At 70.7% G+C, this 21,500-nt stretch carries 19 protein-coding genes; 3 read left to right on the plus strand and 16 right to left on the minus strand.

All coding sequences use genetic code 11. The features are described 5' to 3' along the window. Window positions 1-38: 38 nt before the first annotated feature. The 6 genes from mltG to DEJ03_RS10690 all read right to left on the minus strand — a co-directional run bounded on the left by mltG (window position 39) and on the right by DEJ03_RS10690 (window position 7,511). A complete protein-coding gene (mltG, locus tag DEJ03_RS10665; protein ID WP_146237702.1) occupies window positions 39-1,601 on the minus strand; it encodes an endolytic transglycosylase MltG in 1,563 nt (520 codons plus the stop codon). A gap of 93 nt (window positions 1,602-1,694) precedes the next feature. Then, entirely contained in the window at window positions 1,695-2,138 is a 444-nt protein-coding gene (gene ruvX / locus DEJ03_RS10670) for a Holliday junction resolvase RuvX (RefSeq protein ID WP_171907752.1), read from the minus strand. Between the two features lie 8 nt (window positions 2,139-2,146). Continuing rightward, complete coding sequence (alaS, locus tag DEJ03_RS10675) at window positions 2,147-4,804, minus strand: alanine--tRNA ligase (RefSeq protein WP_110864581.1); 2,658 nt, start codon at window positions 4,802-4,804, stop codon at window positions 2,147-2,149. Between the two features lie 59 nt (window positions 4,805-4,863). Continuing rightward, the gene (locus tag DEJ03_RS10680) at window positions 4,864-5,046 is read right to left on the minus strand and encodes a hypothetical protein (protein WP_027465751.1); all 183 of its coding nucleotides are present in this window, start codon (window positions 5,044-5,046) and stop codon (window positions 4,864-4,866) included. Window positions 5,047-5,294: 248 nt separating this feature from the next. Next, window positions 5,295-5,924, minus strand: a complete 630-nt coding sequence (gene rpsD / locus DEJ03_RS10685; RefSeq protein ID WP_017887166.1) for a 30S ribosomal protein S4 — start codon at window positions 5,922-5,924, stop codon at window positions 5,295-5,297. A 234-nt stretch (window positions 5,925-6,158) separates the two neighbouring features. After that, window positions 6,159-7,511 (minus strand): replication-associated recombination protein A, encoded by a 1,353-nt coding sequence (locus DEJ03_RS10690; RefSeq protein ID WP_110864582.1) that lies wholly within the window; start codon window positions 7,509-7,511, stop codon window positions 6,159-6,161. A 132-nt stretch (window positions 7,512-7,643) separates the two neighbouring features. Between DEJ03_RS10690 and DEJ03_RS10695 the strand changes: the two genes are divergently transcribed. Continuing rightward, entirely contained in the window at window positions 7,644-8,456 is an 813-nt protein-coding gene (locus DEJ03_RS10695; protein ID WP_110864583.1) for a peptidylprolyl isomerase, read from the plus strand. 113 nt (window positions 8,457-8,569) lie between these two features. Further along, window positions 8,570-9,802: a DUF349 domain-containing protein gene (locus tag DEJ03_RS10700; RefSeq protein ID WP_110864584.1), complete on the plus strand. Its 1,233-nt coding sequence runs from the start codon at window positions 8,570-8,572 to the stop codon at window positions 9,800-9,802. Window positions 9,803-9,885: 83 nt separating this feature from the next. Here DEJ03_RS10700 and DEJ03_RS10705 read toward each other — a convergent pair whose 3' ends face one another. From DEJ03_RS10705 to DEJ03_RS10725, 5 genes are read right to left on the minus strand one after another with little or no spacing between them, the layout of a single operon-like run. Continuing rightward, a complete protein-coding gene (locus DEJ03_RS10705; protein ID WP_110864585.1) occupies window positions 9,886-10,848 on the minus strand; it encodes a bifunctional riboflavin kinase/FAD synthetase in 963 nt (320 codons plus the stop codon). Window positions 10,849-10,856: 8 nt separating this feature from the next. Beyond that, window positions 10,857-11,312 (minus strand): hypothetical protein, encoded by a 456-nt coding sequence (locus tag DEJ03_RS10710; RefSeq protein WP_110864586.1) that lies wholly within the window; start codon window positions 11,310-11,312, stop codon window positions 10,857-10,859. Window positions 11,313-11,357: 45 nt separating this feature from the next. After that, on the minus strand, window positions 11,358-11,723 hold the full coding sequence (locus DEJ03_RS10715; RefSeq protein WP_071244774.1) for a hypothetical protein: 366 nt from the start codon (window positions 11,721-11,723) through the stop codon (window positions 11,358-11,360). Next, window positions 11,720-12,682: a tRNA pseudouridine(55) synthase TruB gene (gene truB / locus DEJ03_RS10720; protein ID WP_110864587.1), complete on the minus strand. Its 963-nt coding sequence runs from the start codon at window positions 12,680-12,682 to the stop codon at window positions 11,720-11,722. Before truB ends, DEJ03_RS10715 begins: the two co-directional genes overlap by 4 nt. Window positions 12,683-12,704: 22 nt before the next feature. Continuing rightward, a complete protein-coding gene (locus DEJ03_RS10725; RefSeq protein WP_110864588.1) occupies window positions 12,705-13,151 on the minus strand; it encodes a hypothetical protein in 447 nt (148 codons plus the stop codon). Window positions 13,152-13,203: 52 nt separating this feature from the next. Here DEJ03_RS10725 and DEJ03_RS10730 point away from each other — a divergent pair, with 52 nt between their 5' ends. Further along, complete coding sequence (locus DEJ03_RS10730) at window positions 13,204-14,130, plus strand: A/G-specific adenine glycosylase (RefSeq protein WP_375342293.1); 927 nt, start codon at window positions 13,204-13,206, stop codon at window positions 14,128-14,130. On the opposite strand, the gene rbfA is transcribed toward DEJ03_RS10730, so the two are convergent. The 5 genes from rbfA to DEJ03_RS10755 all read right to left on the minus strand — a co-directional run bounded on the left by rbfA (window position 14,127) and on the right by DEJ03_RS10755 (window position 20,974). Further along, window positions 14,127-14,603: a 30S ribosome-binding factor RbfA gene (gene rbfA / locus DEJ03_RS10735; protein ID WP_110864589.1), complete on the minus strand. Its 477-nt coding sequence runs from the start codon at window positions 14,601-14,603 to the stop codon at window positions 14,127-14,129. The genes DEJ03_RS10730 and rbfA overlap by 4 nt on opposite strands. Before the next feature lie 113 nt (window positions 14,604-14,716). Further along, on the minus strand, window positions 14,717-17,569 hold the full coding sequence (gene infB / locus DEJ03_RS10740) for a translation initiation factor IF-2 (protein WP_110864590.1): 2,853 nt from the start codon (window positions 17,567-17,569) through the stop codon (window positions 14,717-14,719). Window positions 17,570-17,643: 74 nt separating this feature from the next. After that, a complete protein-coding gene (locus DEJ03_RS10745; RefSeq protein ID WP_031259737.1) occupies window positions 17,644-17,955 on the minus strand; it encodes a YlxR family protein in 312 nt (103 codons plus the stop codon). Between the two features lie 68 nt (window positions 17,956-18,023). After that, entirely contained in the window at window positions 18,024-19,019 is a 996-nt protein-coding gene (nusA, locus tag DEJ03_RS10750; protein WP_110864591.1) for a transcription termination factor NusA, read from the minus strand. Window positions 19,020-19,222: 203 nt separating this feature from the next. Next, entirely contained in the window at window positions 19,223-20,974 is a 1,752-nt protein-coding gene (locus DEJ03_RS10755; RefSeq protein ID WP_027465763.1) for a proline--tRNA ligase, read from the minus strand. Window positions 20,975-21,500 lie beyond the last annotated feature (526 nt).

Raw genomic sequence — 21,500 nt, forward strand, 5'->3', positions numbered from 1 at the left:
CAATCCTCCCACAGCGATCGTCCGTGCGACGTCGTCGCCTACTGGTAGTCGGGGTGCGCCCGCAGCCACGCCTGGAACTGCTCGACCGCCACCAGGTGCTGGTCGTAGGTGTCCGAGAAGACGGTCTTGCCCGACTCCAGGTCGACCGTCACGAAGTACAGCCACTTGCCCGGGGCCTCGTTCGTCACGGCTTTGATCGCGATGTCACCCGGGTTGGAGATCGGTGCGGGCGGGAGCCCCTCGTGCACGTAGGTGTTGTACTCGTTCGAGGCGTCCGCACGCTCGGCGTCCGTGGTCGTCACGGTGTGCGTGTTGCCCGTGCCGTACGCGACCGTGGCGTCGGACTGCAGCTTCATCCCCTGGTCGAGGCGGTTCTGGAACACCCGGGCGACCTTGGGGTAGTCGGCCGCGAGGCCGGCTTCCTTCTGCACCAGCGACGCGAAGACGATGGTGCGCTCCTGGTCGGCCTCCTTGACGCCGGCGGCGGACAGGTGCTCCTTCATGGTGTCGACCATCGACTTGAAGTACTGCTCGGCGGTCCAGCCCGGGTTGATCGGGTAGGTCGCGGGGAAGAGCCAGCCCTCGAGCGTCGTGACGCCGGACGGCAGGTCGTAGGCCGACAGGTCCTTCGCGGCCGCGTCGACCTGCTTCTCGGTCAGGCCGGCCTTCGAGACCATCCCGGCCTTGATGTCGGCGAGTGCCGTGCCCTCCGGGATGATGATCGACGCCTGGACGCGGTTGTCCTTGTCCTGCAGGGCCGCCAGCGCCGACTTCGAGCTCATCTGCTTCTTCAGCGCGTACGAACCGGGCTGGAACTGCACGTCCGGCGATGCCAGCAGGAGCTTGTAGAACACCTTCGAGTCCTTGACGACGCCGCTGCGCTGCAGCGTCGCGGCGACGTTCTCGCCGATGTCGCCCTGCTTGATCGTGATGGTCACCTTCGAGGTGCCGTTGCCCGTGTAGTCGTCGGGCTCCTGCGCGCCGCTGATCGCCGCGATGAGTTGCTGGATCTTGGGTGCGGCGAACGTGTACGCCCCGACGCCGGCCGCGAGCACGACCGCGACGATGACGAGCCCCGCGACGAGCGGTCCGCGCCGGCGCTTCGGCCGTGGCTCGCGGGGCGGCCTGGAGGCGCGTCCTCCGCCGCCTCGTCCCCCGCGTCCGCCGCCTCCCGCGGCACCACCGCCGCCGGTCGCGTCACCGTCGTCCGTCCCGTCGGCGCCGGACCCGCCGGCCGCGGCGGTCGCCGCGGGCTCGGTCGACAGCTCGCCGGTCAGCAGTGCGGCGACCTCGGGGTGCAGGTCTTCGGGGCGGGTGGCGACCGGTGCGTCGGCGGGGGACGCAGGGCGTTCGTCGCGTGCGGCTGGCGGGGCCTCGGCGGTCCGTTCGGCGGCCGGCGGCTCCTCAGTCGCTGCGACGCGGGCTCGTTCGGCCTCGAGGGCGCGGGCTTCGCGTCGGGACATCGGAGGCGCCGGCGGTGGGGTCACCTGACCAGCGTCGTCGCGGTCATCGGTGCCTGTCGTGCGGTCGGAAGTCGCCTTCCGCCGCTCGGCGTCGTTGCCGGGCGCGATGATCGCGTTCCAGTCCAGATCGTCTGCCAACGTCCTCGGTCTCTCGGTCGGGAACTCCACCTGGGCACCGTCGTCCTCGCAGCTGACGACGAGAGCAACCATGTGCGGTACCGGGCAGCCCTGTCAGGGAAGCGTGGTGCCCGGAGGGGCACCGGCACTGCGCTCGTGGTCGAGCGCGTGTTGCAGAATGATAACAGCGGCTGCTTGGTCGATCACGGCCCGGGACTTCTTCGTGTTCTTGCCGGCCTGGTGCAGCCCTCGCTGGGCGGTCACCGTCGACAGTCGTTCGTCGACCAGGCGCACCGGCCGACGCGCCGCGATCCGGGCCGCGAAAACGCGGGCGTCCTCGGTCGAGGCCGTGTCCCCACCCGACATCGACAGCGGCAGTCCGACGACGACCTCGAGCACGTCGTACTCGTCCGCGAGCTCGAGGATGCGCCGGAGGTCCTTCGAGTCGTCGCGACGGACGGTCTCGACCGGCGTCGCCAGCAGGCCGTCGCGGTCGCACACGGCGACCCCGATCCGGGCGCGTCCGACGTCCACGCCGAGCCGCCGCCCGGACCGGATGCCCACGGTCAGCCTGCGAGCCGTGCGGTCACGGCACGCAACGCCGCAGGGAGCGCTGCAGCGTCGGTCCCGCCGCCCTGCGCCAGGTCCGGCTTGCCGCCGCCACCGCCACCGAGCACGCCGGCGGCCTCCTTCGCGAGGGGGCCCGCCTGCACGCCCGCAGCACGGGCGGCGTCGTTGGTCGCGACGATCACGATCGGCTTGCCGCCCACGACGGCACCGAGCACGACGACGGCCGCGCCGTCACCGAGCTGGCCCCGGACGCCGGTGGCGAGCGAGCGCAGGTCGTCGCCCGACTGCAGCCCGTCGACCGTCTCGGCGACCACGGTGGTGGCACCGACGGTGGTGGCGTTCCGGGCGATGGCGGGCACGCGCTGCTGCAGGTTCGCCGACTCGTACTCGGCGAGCTTCTTCTGGGCGGACCGGAGGTCCTCCATCAGGTTCTGCACGCGGGCCGGCAGGTCGGCACGGGGAGCCTTGAGCGCGCTGGAGAGCTGCGACACGATCGTGCGCTCGACGGCGAGGTCGCGGAACCCCTCGAGCCCGACCAACGCCTCGACGCGGCGGTTCGTCGAACCGACGCTCGACTCCCCCACCAGGTTGACGAGCCCGATCTGCGCGCTCGAGGCGACGTGCGTGCCACCGCAGAGCTCGCGGGACCACGGGCCGCCGATGTCGACCATGCGGACCTCGGCGCCGTACTTCTCACCGAACAGGGCCTGCGCCCCGAGGGCCTTCGCCTCGTCGATGGGCAGGATGCGCGTGGAGACCTCGAGGTCGGTGCGGATCGCGGTGTTCACGACCTCCTCGATCTCGGAGCGCGTCTCGAGCGAGACCGGCTGCGACCACGAGAAGTCGAGGCGCATGTAGCCGGACTTGTTGTACGAACCGGCCTGCAGCGCGTCAGGCCCGAGGATGTCGCGGAGCGCCGCGTTCACCAGGTGCGTCGCGGAGTGCGCCTGGGTCGCGCCGCGGCGGTACTCCGCATCGACGACGGTGCTCGCGGCGTCGCCGACACCGACCTCGCCGGAGCGGACCTGCACGGTGTGGCTCCACAGCCCGGAGACCGGTCGCTGGACGTCGAGGACCTCGAGGTCGAACCCGTTGCCGACGATCGAGCCCTGGTCGGCGTCCTGGCCGCCCGACTCGGCGTACAGCGAGGTCTCGCCGAGGATGACCTCGGCGATGTCACCGGCGACCGCACGGTCGACGCTCACACCGCCGACGATGATGCCGAGCACGCGCGTCTCGGCCTCGAGCGCGTCGTAGCCGAGGAACGTCGTCTCGCCCTTGGCCCGGAACGCGCTGTACACGCTCAGGTCGGCGATCGCGGTCTTCTTGCTCTTCGCGTCGGCCTTCGCCCGGGCACGCTGCTCGGACATCAGGGTCTCGAACGCCGTGCGGTCGACGTGGACCCCGGCTTCCTCGGCCATCTCCATCGTCAGGTCGATGGGGAACCCGAAGGTGTCGTGCAGCAGGAACGCCGTGTCGCCGCCGATCGACGGGGCGCCGTCCTGCTTCGCACGCTCGACGGCAACGTCGAGGATGGTCGTGCCCTGCGCCAGGGTGCGGAGGAAGGTCTCTTCTTCCGCGTAGGCGATACGGGAGATCCGGTCGTAGTCGGACGCCACCTCGGGGTAGGCGTCGCGCATGGCGTCGCGGGACGCCGGGAAGAGCTCGGGGAACGTGGGCGCCTCGACACCGAGCAGGCGCATCGCGCGGACGGTGCGACGGAGCAGCCGACGGAGGATGTACCCGCGGCCCTCGTTCGACGGGCTCACGCCGTCGGCGATGAGCATCAGCGAGGAACGGACGTGGTCGGCGATGACGCGCATCCGCACGTCGTCCTCGTGCACGGCGCCGTAGCGTCGGCCGGAGATCTCGGCTGCGCGGTCGAGCACCGGGCGCACCTGGTCGATCTCGTACATGTTGTCGACGCCCTGCTTGATGAAGGCGACGCGCTCCAGCCCCATGCCGGTGTCGATGTTCTTGTTCGGCAGCTCACCGGTGATCTCGAAGTCGTACTTCGACCGCACGTCGGCGATCTGGTACTGCATGAAGACGAGGTTCCAGATCTCCACGTAGCGGTCGTCGTCCGTCGCCGGGCCGCCGTCGATGCCGTACTCGGGGCCACGGTCGAAGAAGATCTCCGAGCAGGGACCCGCGGGTCCGGGCTGTCCGGTCGACCAGTAGTTGGTGTCCTTGCCGAGGCGCTGGATCCGCTCGTCGGGCAGCGACGAGTGCTGCTTCCAGAAGCCGATCGCCTCGTCGTCCTCTTCGTAGACGGTGACCCAGAGGTCGTCCGGCGAGAAGCCGAGTCCGCCGTCGGTCTCCGGGTTGGTCAGGAACTCCCAGGCGAACTGGATCGCCTGCTCCTTGAAGTAGTCGCCGAACGAGAAGTTCCCGTTCATCTGGAAGAACGTGCCGTGGCGAGGGGTCTTGCCGACCTCTTCGATGTCGTTCGTGCGGATGCACTTCTGCACGCTCGTCGCCCGCGGGAACGGCGCCGGGATGAGACCGGTCAGGTACGGGATGAACGGCACCATGCCGGCGACCGTGAAGAGGAGCGACGGGTCGTCGGAGACGAGGGACGCGGACGGGACGACGGTGTGGCCGCGGTCACCGAAGTACTGGAGCCAACGGCGGCGGATCTCTGCGGTCTGCATGGTGCTTCCTGGGTTCAGGTCGTGGGTGGAGGAGGGTCGTGGCCGCTCGGTCGGAGCGCTCAGACGTCGGTACGGAGCTCGGCCTCGCGCGACCGGTAGCCGTCCGCGACGGCTCCCGTGAAGGCCTTCGTCTTGGCGTTCACCTCGGCGAAGAGCCGGGCGCCACCGGAGGTCTGGGCGACCCGGTGTGCGACGGCGAACCCGATGACGATGCCGACGGCGACGAAGAACAGCTGCTTCACGGTGCCTCTCCCTCTGTGCACCCGGGCGGTGCATGCCCGGACAAGCTTAGTCGCCGGGCACTTCCGCGCGTCCCCGTCCGCAAGACGCCGTCGTGTCGGCAGGACGCCGCCGAAACCGGAGGCATCTCGCGCACCCGGCGGCGCGTCGCCGAGACGACGGCGTGTTGCGAAGCGGAGGGCGGTGCCGGAACGCCGAACGGCGGGTCGCCCTCGAGAGGACGACCCGCCGTTCGGGTGTGATCAGTGGATCAGCGAGCTGCGTAGTACTCGACGACGAGCTGCACTTCACAGGTCACGGGGACCTCGGCGCGCTTCGGGCGACGCACGAGGCGGGCCTGGAGCTTCTCGATCTCGACCTCGAGGTAGCCCGGGACCTTCGGGAGGACTTCCTGGTGGCCACCGGCAGCGGCGACCTGGAAGGGCTCCATCGACTCGGACTTCGCCTTGACGTGGATCAGCTGGCCCTCCTTGACGCGGAAGGAGGGGCGGTCGACGAGCTTGCCGTCGACCAGGATGTGGCGGTGCACGATCAGCTGACGGGCCTGCGCGGTGGTGCGGGCGAAGCCGGCACGGACCACGAGGGCGTCGAGGCGCTGCTCGAGGAGCTCGACCAGGTTCTCACCGGTCAGGCCCTTCGTCTTGCGGGCCTCTTCGAAGACGATGCGGAGCTGCTTCTCGCGGATGCCGTACTGGGCGCGCAGACGCTGCTTCTCACGGAGGCGGACGGCGTAGTCGCTGTCCGCACGACGGCGCGTACGGCCGTGCTCACCGGGCCCGTAGGGGCGCTTCTCGAGGTAACGGGCGGCCTTCGGCGTCAGCGGGATGCCGAGTGCGCGCGACAGGCGGGTCTTGCTGCGGGTACGTGACTTGGTAGACACAGGGTCCTTTTCTCTGTTCGAACTGAATACTCACCGGAGGCCGGGCACGCGAGTGCCGGTGGCCCCGACGACGGGATCCAGAGGGATGAGCCTGTGGGATCGGACGGCTACAGTCCGAACCTCTGCCCCCGTACCACCGGAGTGGCACTCTGTCCTCAACGCAGCCGTGCTCGAGGACCAGGACGTAGGCCCGGCAATGCTAGCAGCATCGGGGCGAGCGCAGAAGCACCGACGCTAGTGGCCGCGTGTGATCTTCCGGAGTCGCTCGAGCCGCGGCCCGACCTCGCGCTCGTAGCCGTTGGCCGTCGGCGTGTAGTACTCGGTGCCCTCGAGGGCGTCCGGCAGGTACTGCTGCGCGGCGACCCCGTGCTCGGCGTCGTGGGAGTAGACGTACCCCTTGCCGTGCCCGAGGCGCTTCGCCCCGGCGTAGTGCGCGTCGCGCAGGTGCATCGGGACCGTGCCCATGCGCCCCGCCTTGACGTCGGCCATCGCCTGGTTGATGCCGTTGTAGGCGGCGTTCGACTTCGGCGCCGTCGCCAGGTAGACGACCGCCTCGGCCAGCGGGATCCGCCCCTCGGGCATCCCGATGAGCTGGACGGCCTGGGCCGCCGCGACCGCGATGGGCAGCGCCTGGGGGTCGGCCATGCCGATGTCCTCGGACGCGGAGATGATGATCCGCCGCGCGATGAACCGGGAGTCCTCGCCGGCCTCGATCATCCGGGCGAGGTAGTGCAGGGCGGCGTCGACGTCGCTCCCCCGCACCGACTTGATGAACGCGCTGATGACGTCGTAGTGCTCGTCGCCCTGTCGGTCGTAGCGCAGCAGGGCCCGGTCGACCGCGGCCGCGACGGTGTCGGCGTCGACGACGGGCACGGTGTCGTCGTCCTCGTCCTGCGCGGCGGTGGCCGACGCCGCGGCGGCCTCGAGCGCGGTCAGGGCACGTCGGGCGTCGCCGGACGCGAGGCGGATGATCGCGCTGCGGGCTTCGTCACCGAGGACGACGGCACCGCCGAGCCCGCGGGGGTCCTCCACCGCGCGGTCGACGAGCATGCCGAGGTCGGGATCGGTGAGCGGTTTGAGCGTCAGGAGCAGCGAGCGGGACAGCAGCGGCGAGATGACCGAGAACGACGGGTTCTCGGTGGTGGCCGCGATCAGGATCACCCACCCGTTCTCGACCCCGGGCAGCAGGGCGTCCTGCTGGGCCTTGCTGAACCGGTGGATCTCGTCGAGGAACAGCACCGTGGTCGACCCGTACAGGTCACGGTGGGTCAGTGCCTTCTCCATGACCTCGCGCACGTCCTTCACGCCGGCGGTCACGGCGGAGAGCTCGACGAACTCGCGACCGGACTGCCGAGCGATGGCCTGCGCCAGCGTGGTCTTGCCGGTCCCGGGTGGGCCCCACAGGATGACGGAGACCCCGCCGGGGTTCTCACGCGTGCCGGTGGCGAGCTGCACCAGGGGCGAACCCCGGCCGAGCAGGTGCTGCTGACCGGCGACCTCGTCGAGGCTGGTGGGGCGCATCCGGACGGCGAGCGGGACGGAACCCTGCGCGAGACCGGCGCGACCACCCGTGGTGGGCGCGTGCATTCCCGAACGATCCGCTGCCATCCTGCAATCGTAGGCCGGTCCACCGACGCAGGCCGCGCCTCCCGCCAGGTGGTGGTGGAGACCGTTCGGCTACGCTCGTTGCACACTGCGACGAGAGGGCAGACCAGCACCGTGGCACCGAAGAACCCAGCGCGTGACAACCGAGAGGCGCGCGAGCGCCTCCGCCTCTACCAGGCCCGCCAGGGCCTCCACGAGCGGCAGCGACGCCGCCGCGTGCGGGACAACCTGATCGGTGCCGGTGCCCTCGTCCTCGTCGCGGCCCTCGCCACCGGGTCACAGCTCGCCTTCGCCGGCTCGAGGGGGTCGGACGCCCCGGCCCCGAGCGCCTCCGCGTCGTCGACGGCCACGCCGTCGGCCAGCGCCACGGCCGCCAACACCGGCGACGTGCCGAGCAAGTCGATCGCGAAGGGCGCGACCTGGACCGGCACGCTCACGCTCAACAAGAGCATCGACCTCGGCATCGAGCTGGACGGTGCCAAGGCGCCGCAGGCCACGAGTGCCGAGATCTCGCTGATCCGGGAGCAGTTCTACAACGGCACCACCTGCCACCGGCTCGCCGACAGCGACGGACTGAAGTTCCTGCAGTGCGGCTCCGCGAACGGCGACGGCACCGGCGACGCCGGCTTCGAGTACGGCCCGCTCGAGAACGTGCCGGAGGACGGCGTCTACGAGAAGGGCACCATCGCGATCGCGCGGTCGGACTCCCCGTACTCGCAGTCGACGCAGTTCTTCATCGTCTACGGGGACACCACGCTCGACGGCTCCACGGGCGGCTACACGGTCGTCGGCAAGGTCACGAGCGGTCTGTCCCAGCTCGAGTCGAAGATCGCCGCGAAGGGCATCGCGTCCCCCGGCAGCGACGGCACCGGTGAGCCGAAGGTGGCGACGAAGATCACCGACGCGACCATCGCGGAGCAGAAGTAGTCCACAACCCGTCGCACCGGTCGGGCGGCGGAGCCCGTCCGTGCAATAGGCTGACGACCTGACCGTGCCGACGGTGACGTCGGCGATGCACGACCACGATCGAGGCGAGACCTGTGGGATCTGACGAAGCAACGACCTGGGGGCGGGTCGACGAGAACGGGACCGTGTACGTCCGGTACGAAGAGACCGAACGTGCTGTCGGTGAGTACCCGGACGCCACCCCCGAAGAAGCCCTCGCCTACTTCGCGCGGAAGTACGCCGACCTCGAGGGGCAGGTGAAGATCGCCGAGCAGCGCGTCCAGCGCGGTGCGTCGGCGAACGACGTCGCCCGGACGGTCGAGCACCTGACGGCCCTGGTCGCCGACGCGCGGGTGGTGGGCGACATCAAGTCGCTCGAGACCCGCGTCGGCGTTCTCGCCGAGCAGCTCGGCTCGCTCACCAAGGAGCAGGCGGAGCAGGCGCAGCAGGCCCTGCAGGACGCCCTGGCGCACCGCACCGCCCTGGTCGAGGAAGCCGAGGCACTCGCCGCGGTGGACCCCGCACGCGCGCAGTGGAAGCAGATCACGGCGCAGCTCGACGACGTGTTCGCGCGCTGGCAGCAGCACCAGCACGACGGGCCGCGGATCCCCAAGAACGAGGCGAACGACCTGTGGAAGCGGTTCCGCGCAGCGCGGTCCACCGTCGACCAGCACCGTCGTGCCTTCTACTCCGAGCTGGACGCACAGCACCGTGACGCCCGGACCCGCAAGCAGGAGCTCGTGGCGCAGGCCGAGGCCCTCGCGCCCCGCGGTTCCGACGCGATCCCGGACTACCGCCAGCTCCTCGACGACTGGAAGAACGCCGGGCGCGCCGGCAAGCGGCACGACGACGCACTCTGGGCGCGCTTCAAGGCCGCCGGAGACGTGCTGTTCGAGCAGCGCCACGCCGAGAGCGCAGCCGAGAACGAAGAGTTCTCCGCCAACCTCGAGGCGAAGCAGGCCCTGCTGACCGAGGCCGAGCCGCTCCTGCAGGCGACCGACCGGGTCGCCGCGCGCAAGACCCTCACCGGCATCCAGCGCCGCTGGGACGAGATCGGCAAGGTCCCCCGCGGTGACGTCCGTCGGGTCGAGGACCGCCTGCGTGCCATCGAGGACCACGTCCGTGGGCTCGAGGACGCGCACTGGAAGGAATCGAACCCGGAGCGCAAGGCCCGTCAGAACGGCCTCGCGAGCCAGCTGGAAGACGCGATCGGCAAGCTCCAGTCCGAGCTCGCCGCGGCGCAGGCCACCGGTGACGCCCGGAAGATCAAGGACGCGCAGGAAGCCCTCGATGCCCGCAAGATCTGGCTCGACGCCCTGGGCGGCTGAGCTTCCGAACCACGAACGACGCCCCCGTGACCGATCGGTCACGGGGGCGTCGTCGTGCGGGGGGAACCAGTGTGCTCGGCAGGTCAGACCGGCGCGGGCAGTCCGAGCAGCAGCCGGATGTCCAGGTCGTCCTGCCGCATCTGCGCGGCGAGCTCGTCCATCGACGAGAACTTCACCATGCCGCGCACGTACGACACGAAGAGCACCGAGATCCGATCGCCGTACAGGTCGATGTCGACGTCGAGCAGGTGCGCCTCGATCTGCTTCGCCGGCACACCCTCGAACGTCGGGTTGTTGCCGACCGACACCGCTGCCGGGTAGACGGTGCCCTCGTGCAACACCCGGGCGGCGTAGACGCCGTCGGCGGGGACGAAGCCCTCGCACGCCGGGTCGAGGTTCGCGGTGGGGTACCCCATCGCACGGCCGCGCTGGTTGCCGTGCACCACGACGCTCCGCACGGCGTGTTCCCGCCCGAGGAGTCGTGCGGCTTCGGCCACGCGGCCCTGGCCCAGGAGCTCCCGGATCCAGGTGGAGGACACCCGGCGCTCACCGTCGGGTCGGACGTCGTCGATGAGGTCCACGTCGTCGATGAGCTCGACGGTGAAGCCGTGCTGCTCCCCCAGGGTCCGCAGCAACGCGACGTCACCGGCGCCCTTCGCACCGAAGCGGAAGTCGCTGCCGACGAAGACGAGCCGGGCGTGCAGGGTGTCGACGAGGATCTCGGACACGAACGCCTCGGGCGACTTCGACTGCAGTTCCTGGTCGAACCGGAGCAGCAGGGTGGCGTCGACCCCGGCGTCCTCGAGCAGTTCGCGGCGCTGCGCGGTGCTCGTCAGGGCCGGCGGGACGTGCGGCGGGTCGATGACGTTGAGCGGGTGGCGGTCGAACGTGACCACGGTGGCCACGAGGTCGTGCTCGCGGGCGGCACGCTCGAGGTGTGCGATGACGGCTCGGTGCCCGACGTGCACGCCGTCGAACTTGCCGATGGTGACGGCGCTCGGGCCGAACCCGTCCGCCACGTCGGCGGTGTCCTCGTAGAACTGCACGGTGGCTCCTACTCGCTCGCCGGGGCGGTGGACGAGGACGCAGCCGGTGCCGACGGCTCGGCGACCGCGGTGCGGTGGTGCTTGCGGAGCCACCAGAGCCCGGCGATCGGCAGCACGAGCGGCGCGAAGGCGTAGCCCAAGCCGTAGTACGACCAGATGGTGTCGTCGGGGAACAGCTGGCGGTCGAACAGCGACAGGGTGCCGATGACGAGCACGCCGGTCATCTCGAACACGATCGTGACGCAGGCGACCCGGTACCAGAACCGGCCGGGCACGATGAGGGCGATCATCGCGACGATGTAGACGACCGCAGCGACGGCACTGAGTGTGTACGCGAACGGTGCGAACGAGAACTTCTCGATGATCTGCACGACGCTGCGTCCAGTCGCCGCCAGCGCGAGGATGCCGTACACGGCGATGAGGACGCGGCCGATGCCGGTCGCGAGTGAGGATCTGGTCGCCATTGCACCGATTCTACCGACGCGCGGCTCCGCGCATGACCTCCGGCGTCAGTTCAGCGCGAACCAGATCTGGTACATCCGGTAGACCATCACCGCGACGGTGAAGGCACCGGCACCGAGCACCACGGTGCTCCACTTCGTGCGGTCGATCAGGGCCCACACGACCGCGGCCGGTGGGACGAGCAGCACCGACACGGCGTACACCCCGAACTCGAGCGCGTTGCCGTCGGGCGGACTGCCCGTCGCCGGCAGCACGATCGAGATGACTCCCTGCACCAGGAGCAGCAGTTCGATGAGCACGAGGGCGCCGACGGTGTAGTCGTTCGGCTTCCAGCCGATGAACCCCACGACGACCGCGAAGAGCCCCACCACCACGGCGAGCACCAGCTGCACCCACATGTACCACTCGATCACGCGCGGGCTCCGGTCTGCGAGGAGGACGACGCACCGGGCGTCGGGAAGTTCGTGATGACCCGGAGCAGTCCACGGCGGACGGAGACGAGGCCGACCAACCGGTCGTCGGACGCGGTGACCGCTGCCACCGGACCGTCCGAGTCGGGGTGCTCGGCCGCGACGCGCTTGCCGTCGGTGAGGTCCTTCGCCGAGGCCGCGTCGAGCGTCACCGACGAGAAGAGTCGCCGGGCGATGTCCGCCGGACGTGCGAGCGCGGCGCGGACGTCGACGGCGTCGTCCTCGAGGTCGATGGCGTCCTGCACGTCGAACGGTCCGACGCGGGTCCGACGGAGGGCGACGAGGTGCGCCCCGGTGCCGAGGGCAGCGCCGACGTCACGGGCGAGCGCGCGGACGTAGGTGCCCGACGAGCAGGTCACGACGACGTCGAGGTCGGCCACGGCGACGTCGGTGCCGTCGACGGCGACGGTCCGCTCGTTCCGCGTCGTGACGTCGAACTGCGAGACGGTCACCGTGCGGGACTTGAGCTCCACCGCCTCGCCCTTGCGCGCCAGGTCGTAGGCGCGGCGCCCGTCGACTTTGATCGCGCTGACCGTGGAAGGGACCTGGTCGATCACGCCCCGCTGTGCTGCGACGGCGGTCTCGACGGCGTCGTCCGAGACGTCGGCAGTTCCCACACCGACCGCAGCGGTCGGCGTGCCGTCGGCGTCGTCGGAGTCCGTGGAGACACCGAGCCGGATGGTCGCCGTGTAGGTCTTGTCGAGGCCCACCAGGTGCGTCAGCAACCGGGTGGACGGCCCGATGCCGACCAGCAGCAGCCCCGTCGCCATGGGGTCGAGGGTGCCGGCGTGGCCGACCTTCTTCAGGCCGAGGCGCCGACGGGCGATGGAGACCACCCGGTGGCTGGAGATCCCCTGCGGTTTGTCGACGAGGAGGATGCCGTCCGGCGCGGTTTCGAGCACCAGGCGAGATTACCAGCGCCGGTCAGCAGGCGTCGTTCCACTCGCGGCGGGGGCGCTCGGGATCGGTGACGTCGAGCACGGCGGAGGCCGCGATCTTCACGTCGGCGCGGCGCTCGAGTCGGCCGGACTCCTGCTCGACCCACAGCGACCAGCGCCACAGGGTACGGACCCCGGGGGCCAGGATGCCCCGCCCGTGCACGATCAGGACACCGTCACCGGCTCCGGTCGTGCGGAAGGGCGTCACCAGGTCGGACCGCAGCGTGTCCTGGTCGGCGGACGGCGCGGCGGCCGCCATCGCGGAGACCCCGTGCTGCTCGAAACCGGTGACGAGCGCGGCCGCGACCCGTTCGAGGTCGGTGCCGTCCTGCCCGTCGACGCCGATGACCGTGCGGTTCGTGCCGACCTGCGCGATCGCCTCTGCGGCGATCGCAGCCATCGTGTCGGTCTCTTCGGGTGCCCAGCGTGCCATGCGTCCACCGTAGGCTGTCGAGGTGAACGCGAGTCGGGCCTCCAGACCGGATGTGGACAAACCGACCGCGCGACGCGGTGTGCAGGAGCCGGCCACGCCGGAACGGCCCGACATCGCGACCCCGCTGATCGCGTGGTTCCGGCAGCAGGCGCGGGACCTGCCGTGGCGCCGCCCCGGCTTCCCCGCCTGGGGGACGCTCGTCAGCGAGATCATGCTGCAGCAGACGCAGGTCGCGCGCGTGATCCCCCGTCTGGAGGCGTGGCTCACCCGGTGGCCGACGCCTCGCGACCTCGCGGACTCGCCCCCGTCCGAGGCTTTGCGTGCCTGGGACCGGCTCGGCTACCCGAGACGCGCGCTCGCGCTGCACGCGGCGGCGACCGCGATCGCGACCCACCACGGCAACGTCGTGCCGCGCGACGTCGACGCGCTGCTCGCTCTGCCGGGCATCGGCGACTACACCGCGCGGGCCGTCGCGGTCTTCGCGTACGGCGACCGCCACCCGGTCGTGGACGTCAACGTGCGCCGCGTGCTCGCACGTGCGGTCCTCGGCCAGGGCGAACCCGGGCCGGCGAAGGCGAAGCAGGACCTCCCGCTGATGGAGTCCGTGCTGCCGGCGGACCGCGACGACGCAGCTGCCACGAACGCCGCCGTGATGGAGCTCGGCGCGCTCGTGTGCGTGTCCCGCTCCCCCGCGTGCGATGCGTGCCCGATCGCGGACCGCTGCGCGTGGCGTGCGGCCGGGTACCCGGAGCACGACGGGCCGAGGGCTCCGCGGCAGGCGAAGTTCGCCGGCAGTGACCGCCAGGTGCGCGGCCTGATCATGGCCGAGCTGCGCGCCAGCGACGTGCCGGTCACCCGGTCCGAGATCGAACCGGTGTGGCCGGACGCCGGCCAACGGGACCGGGCGCTCGCGTCGCTCCTGCGTGACCGACTGGCCGTCGGGGACGACGCGAGCGGCTACCAGCTGCCCGGGGTCTAGGAACGCGGCTCGGCGGAGCCGTCGGTCTCGGCCGCGTCGTCGTCGGCGTCGTCGTCCTCGTCGCGCTTGTACGGGTCGGCGTCCCCGGCGTACGTCGCACCGACCGAGGCTGCGCGGACCTGCTCGTCGCGCACCTGGGCCTGCACGAGCAGGTCCTCCATGTGCGCCGAGGTCTCGGGCAGGGCGTCGGCGATGAACTCGAGCGACGGCGTGAGCCGGGCGGTGATGTTCTTGCCGACCTCGGACCGGAGCATGCCGGTCGCGGCCTTGAGCGCCGCGGCGGAGTCCGCACGCTCCTCGTCGGTGCCGTAGACGGTGTAGAAGATCGACGCGTGCTGCAGGTCACCGGTCACACGGACGTCGGTGATCGTGACGAACCCGAGTCGCGGGTCCCGCAGACCCTTGTCGAGTCGACGTGCGACGACTTCCTTGATGCGGTCCGCCATCTTGCGTGCGCGCTGCGGATCGGCCATTGGGTGCCTCCTGAGGCAGTGGCGGGACGCTTCCCGCCGGTGGTCCTGCGTGGGAAAGGGGTCGGGCCCCGGCCTCCCGCGTGGGGAGGCCGGGGCCCAGAGGAGTCACGCGATCAGTCGCGCGGCTTCTCGACGAGTTCGGTCGTCTCGACCTCGTCGCCGATCTGGATGTCGTTGAACTTGCCCAGACCGATACCGGCTTCGAAGTCCGTGCGGACCTCGGTCACGTCGTCCTTGAAGCGACGCAGTGACTCGATGGCCAGGCCATCGGCGACCACCACACCCTCGCGGATGACGCGCGCCTTGGCGTTGCGCGTGATCGTGCCGGAGCGGACGATGACACCCGCGATGTTGCCGAACTTCGAGGAACGGAACACCTCGCGGATCTCGGCGACGCCCGACTGGACCTCTTCGTACTCGGGCTTGAGCATGCCCTTGAGGGACTGCTCGATGTCGTCGAGTGCGTTGTAGATGACCGAGTAGAAGCGCACGTCGATGCCTTCGCGCGCCGCACGCTCACGGGCCTTGACGTCCGGACGGACGTTGAAGCCGATGACGATGGCGTTGTCGATCGTGGCGAGGTCGATGTCCGACTCCGTGATCGCACCGACACCGCGGTGCAGGATGCGGAGCTGGACGCTGTCGTCGACCTCGATGTCCAGGAGCGACTGCTCGAGTGCCTCGACGGCACCGGAGACGTCACCCTTGATGATGAGGTTGAGCGACTCGACCTTGCCCTCTTCGAGCGCACGGGTGAAGTCCTCGAGCGAGATGCGCTTGCGCGACTTCGCCAGCAGGGCGTTGCGCTCGGCGGCTTCACGCTTCTCAGCGATCTGACGCGCCGTGCGGTCCTCTTCCGTGACGAGGAAGGTGTCACCGGCGCGGGGCACCGAGGACAGACCCTGCACCTGGACCGGGCGGCTCGGCGTCGCGGCCTTGACCGCGACCCCGTTCTCGTCCGTCATCGCACGGACTCGACCGTAGGCCGTGCCCGCCACGATGGCGTCACCGACGTGGAGCGTGCCGGACTGGATGAGGACCGTGGCGACTGCACCGCGACCCTTGTCGAGCCGGGCCTCGATCGCGACACCACGGGCGTCCTTGTCGGGGTTCGCACGCAGGTCGAGACCGGCGTCCGCGGTGAGCAGCACGGCGTCCAGGAGCTCCTGGATACCGATGTTCTGCCGCGCCGACACGTCGACGAACATGACGTCGCCGCCGTACTCCTCGGCCACCAGGTTGTACTCGGTGAGCTGCTGGCGGACCTTGGCGGGGTTCGCGCCTTCCTTGTCGATCTTGTTGACCGCGACGACGATCGGCACACCGGCCGACTGCGCGTGGTTCAACGCCTCGATGGTCTGGGGCATGATGCCGTCGTCCGCCGCGACCACGAGGATCGCGATGTCCGTCACCTGGGCACCACGGGCACGCATGGCCGTGAAGGCCTCGTGACCCGGGGTGTCGATGAAGGTGATCGGGCGGTCGATGCCCTCGTGCTGCGCGACGATCTGGTAGGCACCGATGTGCTGGGTGATGCCACCGGCCTCGCCCTCGACGACCTTCGAGTTGCGGATCGCGTCGAGGAGGCGGGTCTTGCCGTGGTCGACGTGACCCATGACGGTGACCACCGGCGGCCGCTGCTGCAGCACGTCGTCGTCTTCGTCCTCGAGTTCTGCGTCGAGGTCGATGTCGAAGCCCTCGAGGAGTTCCTTGTCCTCGTCCTCGGGCGAGACGATCTGGATCTTGTAGCCCAGCTCGTCACCGAGGACCTCGAACGTGGCCTCGTCGAGGGACTCGGTCGCGGTCGCCATCTCACCGAGGTGGAACAGCACCGTCACGAGGTTGCCGGGCATGGCGTCGATCTTGTCCGCGAAGTCCGAGATGCTCGCACCACGACGGAGTCGGACGACCGTGTTGCCGTCGCCGCGAGGGACCTGCACACCGCCGAGCGACGGGGCCTGACGCATCTCGTACTCGGCGCGCTTCGTCCGCTTCGACTTGCGGGCACGGCTCTTGCCGCCACCGCGACCGAACGCACCGGCGGTACCACCACCGGGGCCACGACCACGGCCACCGCCACCGGCGGGACGCGGGCCGCTGAAGGCCGGACGCGGGAAGCCGCCACCGGCACCGCCGCCGGCACCCGGACGGGCACCGGGGCCGCCACGGCCACCACCCTGGCCCGGGCGCTGCCCGAAGCCGTTGGGACGGTTGCCCTGACCGGGACCACCCGGACGCGGAGCACCCGGACGGGGCGTGCCCGGACGCGGGGGCTGCGGACGCGGGATGCCACCGCCACCGGCTGCGCCGGCGGCCGGGCGCTGGCCCATGCCCTGGTTGGACGAGTACGGGTTGTTGCCGGGGCGCGGCGGGCGCGAGCCCATGCCCTGGTTCGACGAGTACGGGTTGTTGCCCGGACGTGCACCGGGCTTGGGGCCACCCGGCTTCGGACCGGCTGCCGCGGGAGCCTTCGGGCTGGTGCCCGGCTTCACGGCGTCGGACTTCGGAGCAGCGTCGGTCGACCCGCCTGCCTGCTCGGCGGCCTGCTTCTCAGCGGCCTGCTTCTCGGCACGGGCCTTCTGCGCGGCCTCGGCCTCGGCCTGTCGCTGGGCGACGGACTTCGGTGCGGCCGGTGCGGGGACGTCGGCAGCGGGTGCTGCCGGGGCCTCGGGCTCGGGAGCCGGTGCCGGACGAGCCGGACCCGGACGGGGACCGCCGGGCTTGGGTGCACTCGACTTCGGCGCGCTGGCCTTGGCGGGTGCGCTCGGCGCGGAGGCCGAGGCGGCGGGCTTCGCCGCGGGGGCGCCGTCTGCCTGGAGGGCGGCACGGAGCTTCCGTGCCACGGGGGGCTCGATGCTCGAGCTGGCACCCCGGACGAACTCGCCGAGCTCCTTGAGCTTCTCGAGTGCGGTCTTGCTGTCGACGCCGAGTTCGCTTGCGATCTCGTGTACGCGTGGTTTAGCCACTGTTCTCCTTCACGGGTCCCACCCCGTGAAGGGGCAGGACTCAATGGATGACGGGTCTCATTTCGAGCCGCTCATCAGTTGTCCATAAGCCGTTCAGCCTGTTCTGTCATGTCCGGGCGCTCGGCCGGTTCCTGTGGGAGACCGACGATGTGGTCGAGCACCGCGGACGTGTCGGGATCGCGATCCAACCGGAGCGCACGGCGGAAAGCCCTGCGCTTGACGGCCAGATCGTAGGCATCGACGGTCGGTGTGAGCCACGCTCCCCGGCCCGGCATGACTGCCTTCGGATCCGCCACGACACGGCCATCGCTCAGGGCGACGACTCGGAGGAGGGAGGATCGGGAAGCGCGACGACGACTGCCGATGCACGTTCTGACGGGAACCACTCTACTCCTTGCCTCGGACGTGCGCGATCCGGCGCGCCCTCGCAGGGCGCGCCGGGAGCGAAATCGTCCTAGTCCTCGCCGTCCAGGATGGAGTCCGGCTGGATGTCGATGCGGGCACCGGTGAGCTTCGCGGCGAGGCGGGCGTTCTGCCCTTCCTTGCCGATCGCGAGCGACAGCTGGTAGTCCGGCACGAGCGCGCGGACGGCCTTCGTCGAGGCATCGAGCACGAATGCGCTCGTCACCTTGGCCGGCGACAGGGCGCTCGCGACGAACGATGCAAGGTCGGACGAGTAGTCGACGATGTCGATCTTCTCGGCACCGAGCTCGTTCGTGACCGCACGGACACGTGCGCCGAGCTCGCCGATGCAGGCACCCTTCGCGTTCACGCCGGGCTCGTTCGCCTTGACGGCGATCTTCGTGCGGTGGCCGGCCTCGCGGGCGAGCGAGGTGATCTCGACGACACCGGACGCGATCTCCGGGACCTCGAGTGCGAAGAGCTTCCGGACGAGGCCCGGGTGGGTGCGCGACACGATGATCTGCGGGCCCTTGTTGCCACGGGCGACGCTCGTCACGTAGACGCGGATGCGGGAGCCGTGCTTGTACGACTCCCCCGGCACCTGCTCTTCGGGTGGCAGGATCGCCTCGATCGTGCCGAGGTCGACGTGCACCATCTTCGGGTTCGGGCCCTGCTGAACCACGCCCGCGACGATGTCGCCTTCCTTGCCGCGGAACTCGCCGAGGATCTTGTCGTCGCCGATGTCGCGCAGGCGCTGGTTGATGACCTGCTTCGCCGCGAAGGCCGCGATGCGTCCGAAGTCGCTCGGCTGGTCGACGGCTTCACCGATGACGGTGCCCTCGTCGTCGAGCTCGGGGACGTAGACGCTGACCTCGCCGGACTTGCGGTCGAGCTCCACACGCGACTGCGGGTGGGCCGGCTCGCCGTTCTCGTCGGCGTGCTTCTGGTAGGCGGTCAGGATGGCAGATTCGATGATCTGGACGAGCTCGTCGAACGGGATCTCCCGCTCGCGCTCCATGAGTCGCAGGACTGCGAGATCGATCTTCACCGAGGTGCCTCCGTATTCAGATGAGTCGCTCCTGCGGGGTGGAACTGCGCAGAAGTCGGCCACAAGCGTACCCCAGAACCAGGAGACGGACAGGAGGCCCGTGGCGACGTCGCACCCCTCCCTCGCAGGCTCGGTCGGCGCGCCCCGCGTGACGCTGGCGCGTCACCGCTGAGCGGGGCGCGCCCGTCCGTCAGGGGTCGCGTCTAGATCGCGCGGACGGCGTCGAGCAGGTCGGCCACCGGCACGTCGCGGCGGTCGCCGGTCGCGCGGTCCCACAGCTCGACGACGCCCTCGGCGGCGCCGCGACCGGCGACGACGACGATCGGCATGCCGAGCAGTTCGGCGTCACGGAGCTTCACGCCGGGCGAGACCTTGGGGCGGTCGTCGTACAGCACGTCGAACCGCTCGCCCTCGAGCTCGGCGACGACGGAAGCCGCCAGCTCGTAGGCGACCTGGTCACGGCCGGTGGCGACGATGTGCACGTCGAACGGCGCGACGTTCTTCGGCCAGACCAGGCCCTTCTCGTCGTTGTGGGACTCGGCCAGGATCGCGAGGATGCGGGTCACGCCGATGCCGTACGAGCCCATCGTGACCGTCGCGAGCTTGCCGTTCTCGTCCTGCACCTTGAGACCGAGCGCCTCGGCGTACTTCCGGCCGAGCTGGAAGACGTGCCCGATCTCCATGCCGCGCGCGGTCTCGAGGGGGCCGGAGCCGTCCGGCGACGGGTCACCCGCGCGGACGTCGGAGACCTCGACGACACCGTCGGCCACGAAGTCACGGCCGGCGACGAGGCCGGAGACGTGCACGCCGCGCTCGTTGGCGCCGGTGATCCAGCTCGTGCCGTCGACCACACGGGGGTCGACGAAGTAGCGCAGGCCGGTGGCGCTGTCGGCGCCGAGGACCTGCGGGCCGATGTAGCCCTTCACCAGGCCCCGGTGCTTCTTGAAGTCGTCGTCGCCGGCGGCCTCGACCTCGGCCGGGGCGAACGACACCTCGGCGCGCTTCAGGTCGACGTCACGGTCACCGGGCAGGCCGACGACCACGACCTCGCGCGTGCCGTCGAGGTGGGTGAGCGCGAGGACGACGTTCTTCAGCGTGTCCGCCGCGGTCCACGGTGCACCCTCGCGCGGCGCGACCTGGTTCGCGTGGGCGACGAGCGTGTCGATCGTCGGGGTGTCCGACGCCGGCAGCAGCACGGGCTCCGGCTGGCCCTCGATCGGCAGCGACTCGGGGACGGGGGTGACGTACGCCTCGACGTTGGCCGCGTAGCCGCCGGCGCTGCGGACGAAGGTGTCCTCGCCGACGCCGATCGGGTGCAGGAACTCCTCGGACTTGGAGCCGCCCATCGCGCCGGCGTCGGCCTTGACGATGACGTAGTCGAGGCCGAGGCGGGCGAAGATCTTCTCGTACGCGTCGCGCATGACCTGGTAGCTGCGCTCGAGGCCCTCGTCGGTGAGGTCGAACGAGTACGCGTCCTTCATGGTGAACTCGCGGCCGCGCAGGAGCCCGGCACGGGGCCGGGCCTCGTCGCGGTACTTGTCCTGGATCTGGAACAGCGTGACCGGCAGGTCCTTGTAGGACGAGTACAGGTCCTTCACCAGGAGCGCGAACATCTCCTCGTGCGTGGGGGCGAGCAGGTAGTCGGACCCCTTGCGGTCCTGCAGGCGGAACATGCCGTCGCCGTACTCGGTCCAGCGGTTCGTGGCCTCGTACGGCTCACGGGGCAGGAGCGCGGGCAGCAGGACCTCCTGCGCACCGGCTGCGACCATCTCGTCACGGATGATCGCCTCGATCTTGGCGCGCACCCGGAGGCCGAGCGGCAGCCAGGCGAAGATCCCCGGGGACTGGCGACGGACGTACCCGGCGCGGACGAGCAGCTTGTGGCTCGTCACCTCGGCGTCGGAGGGGTCGTCGCGGAGCGTACGGAGGAACAGATGCGAAAGCCGTGTGACCACGGGGCAAGCCTAGTGGCGACGGGCCGACGGCGCGGGTTCCCTGCAGTGTCCCCGCCGCTGGGCGCTGGCGGCGCGGTTCGGCACGGTGCGCGGTTCGCCGGCTCGTGCGGCGCCAGCCGCTGCGTGCGCGCCTGCAGGCTCGCACCGGGCGATCAACCCGGCGGCCGCTCGCGAAGTCCGCACCGTGCGGAGGGGACGCGCGTCGAGCAGCCGCAACGGGCCTCCGCGGCGTTCCGCGGTGCGTCGCCCGCGTCGGCCGCGCCGCGGGCGACGCGGAGCGGAGCGGAGCCGCACGGTGCGAGGTTCGTCGGCCGGTGCGGCGGCAGCCGCTGCGTGCGCGCCTGCAGCCTCGCACGGGGCGATCAACCCGGCGGCCGCTCGCGAAGTCCGCACTGTGCGGAGGGGACGCGCGTCGAGCAGCCGCAGCGAGCCTCCGAGCCGGTCCGCGGTGCGTCGCCCGCGTCGGCCGCGCCGCGGGCGCCGTCGGCGACGCGGAGCAGAGCCGCACGGTGCGAGGTTCATCGGC

The sequence above is a fragment of the Curtobacterium sp. MCLR17_043 genome (assembly GCF_003224215.1).
In the GTDB taxonomy this organism is placed as follows: Bacteria; Actinomycetota; Actinomycetes; order Actinomycetales; family Microbacteriaceae; genus Curtobacterium; species Curtobacterium flaccumfaciens.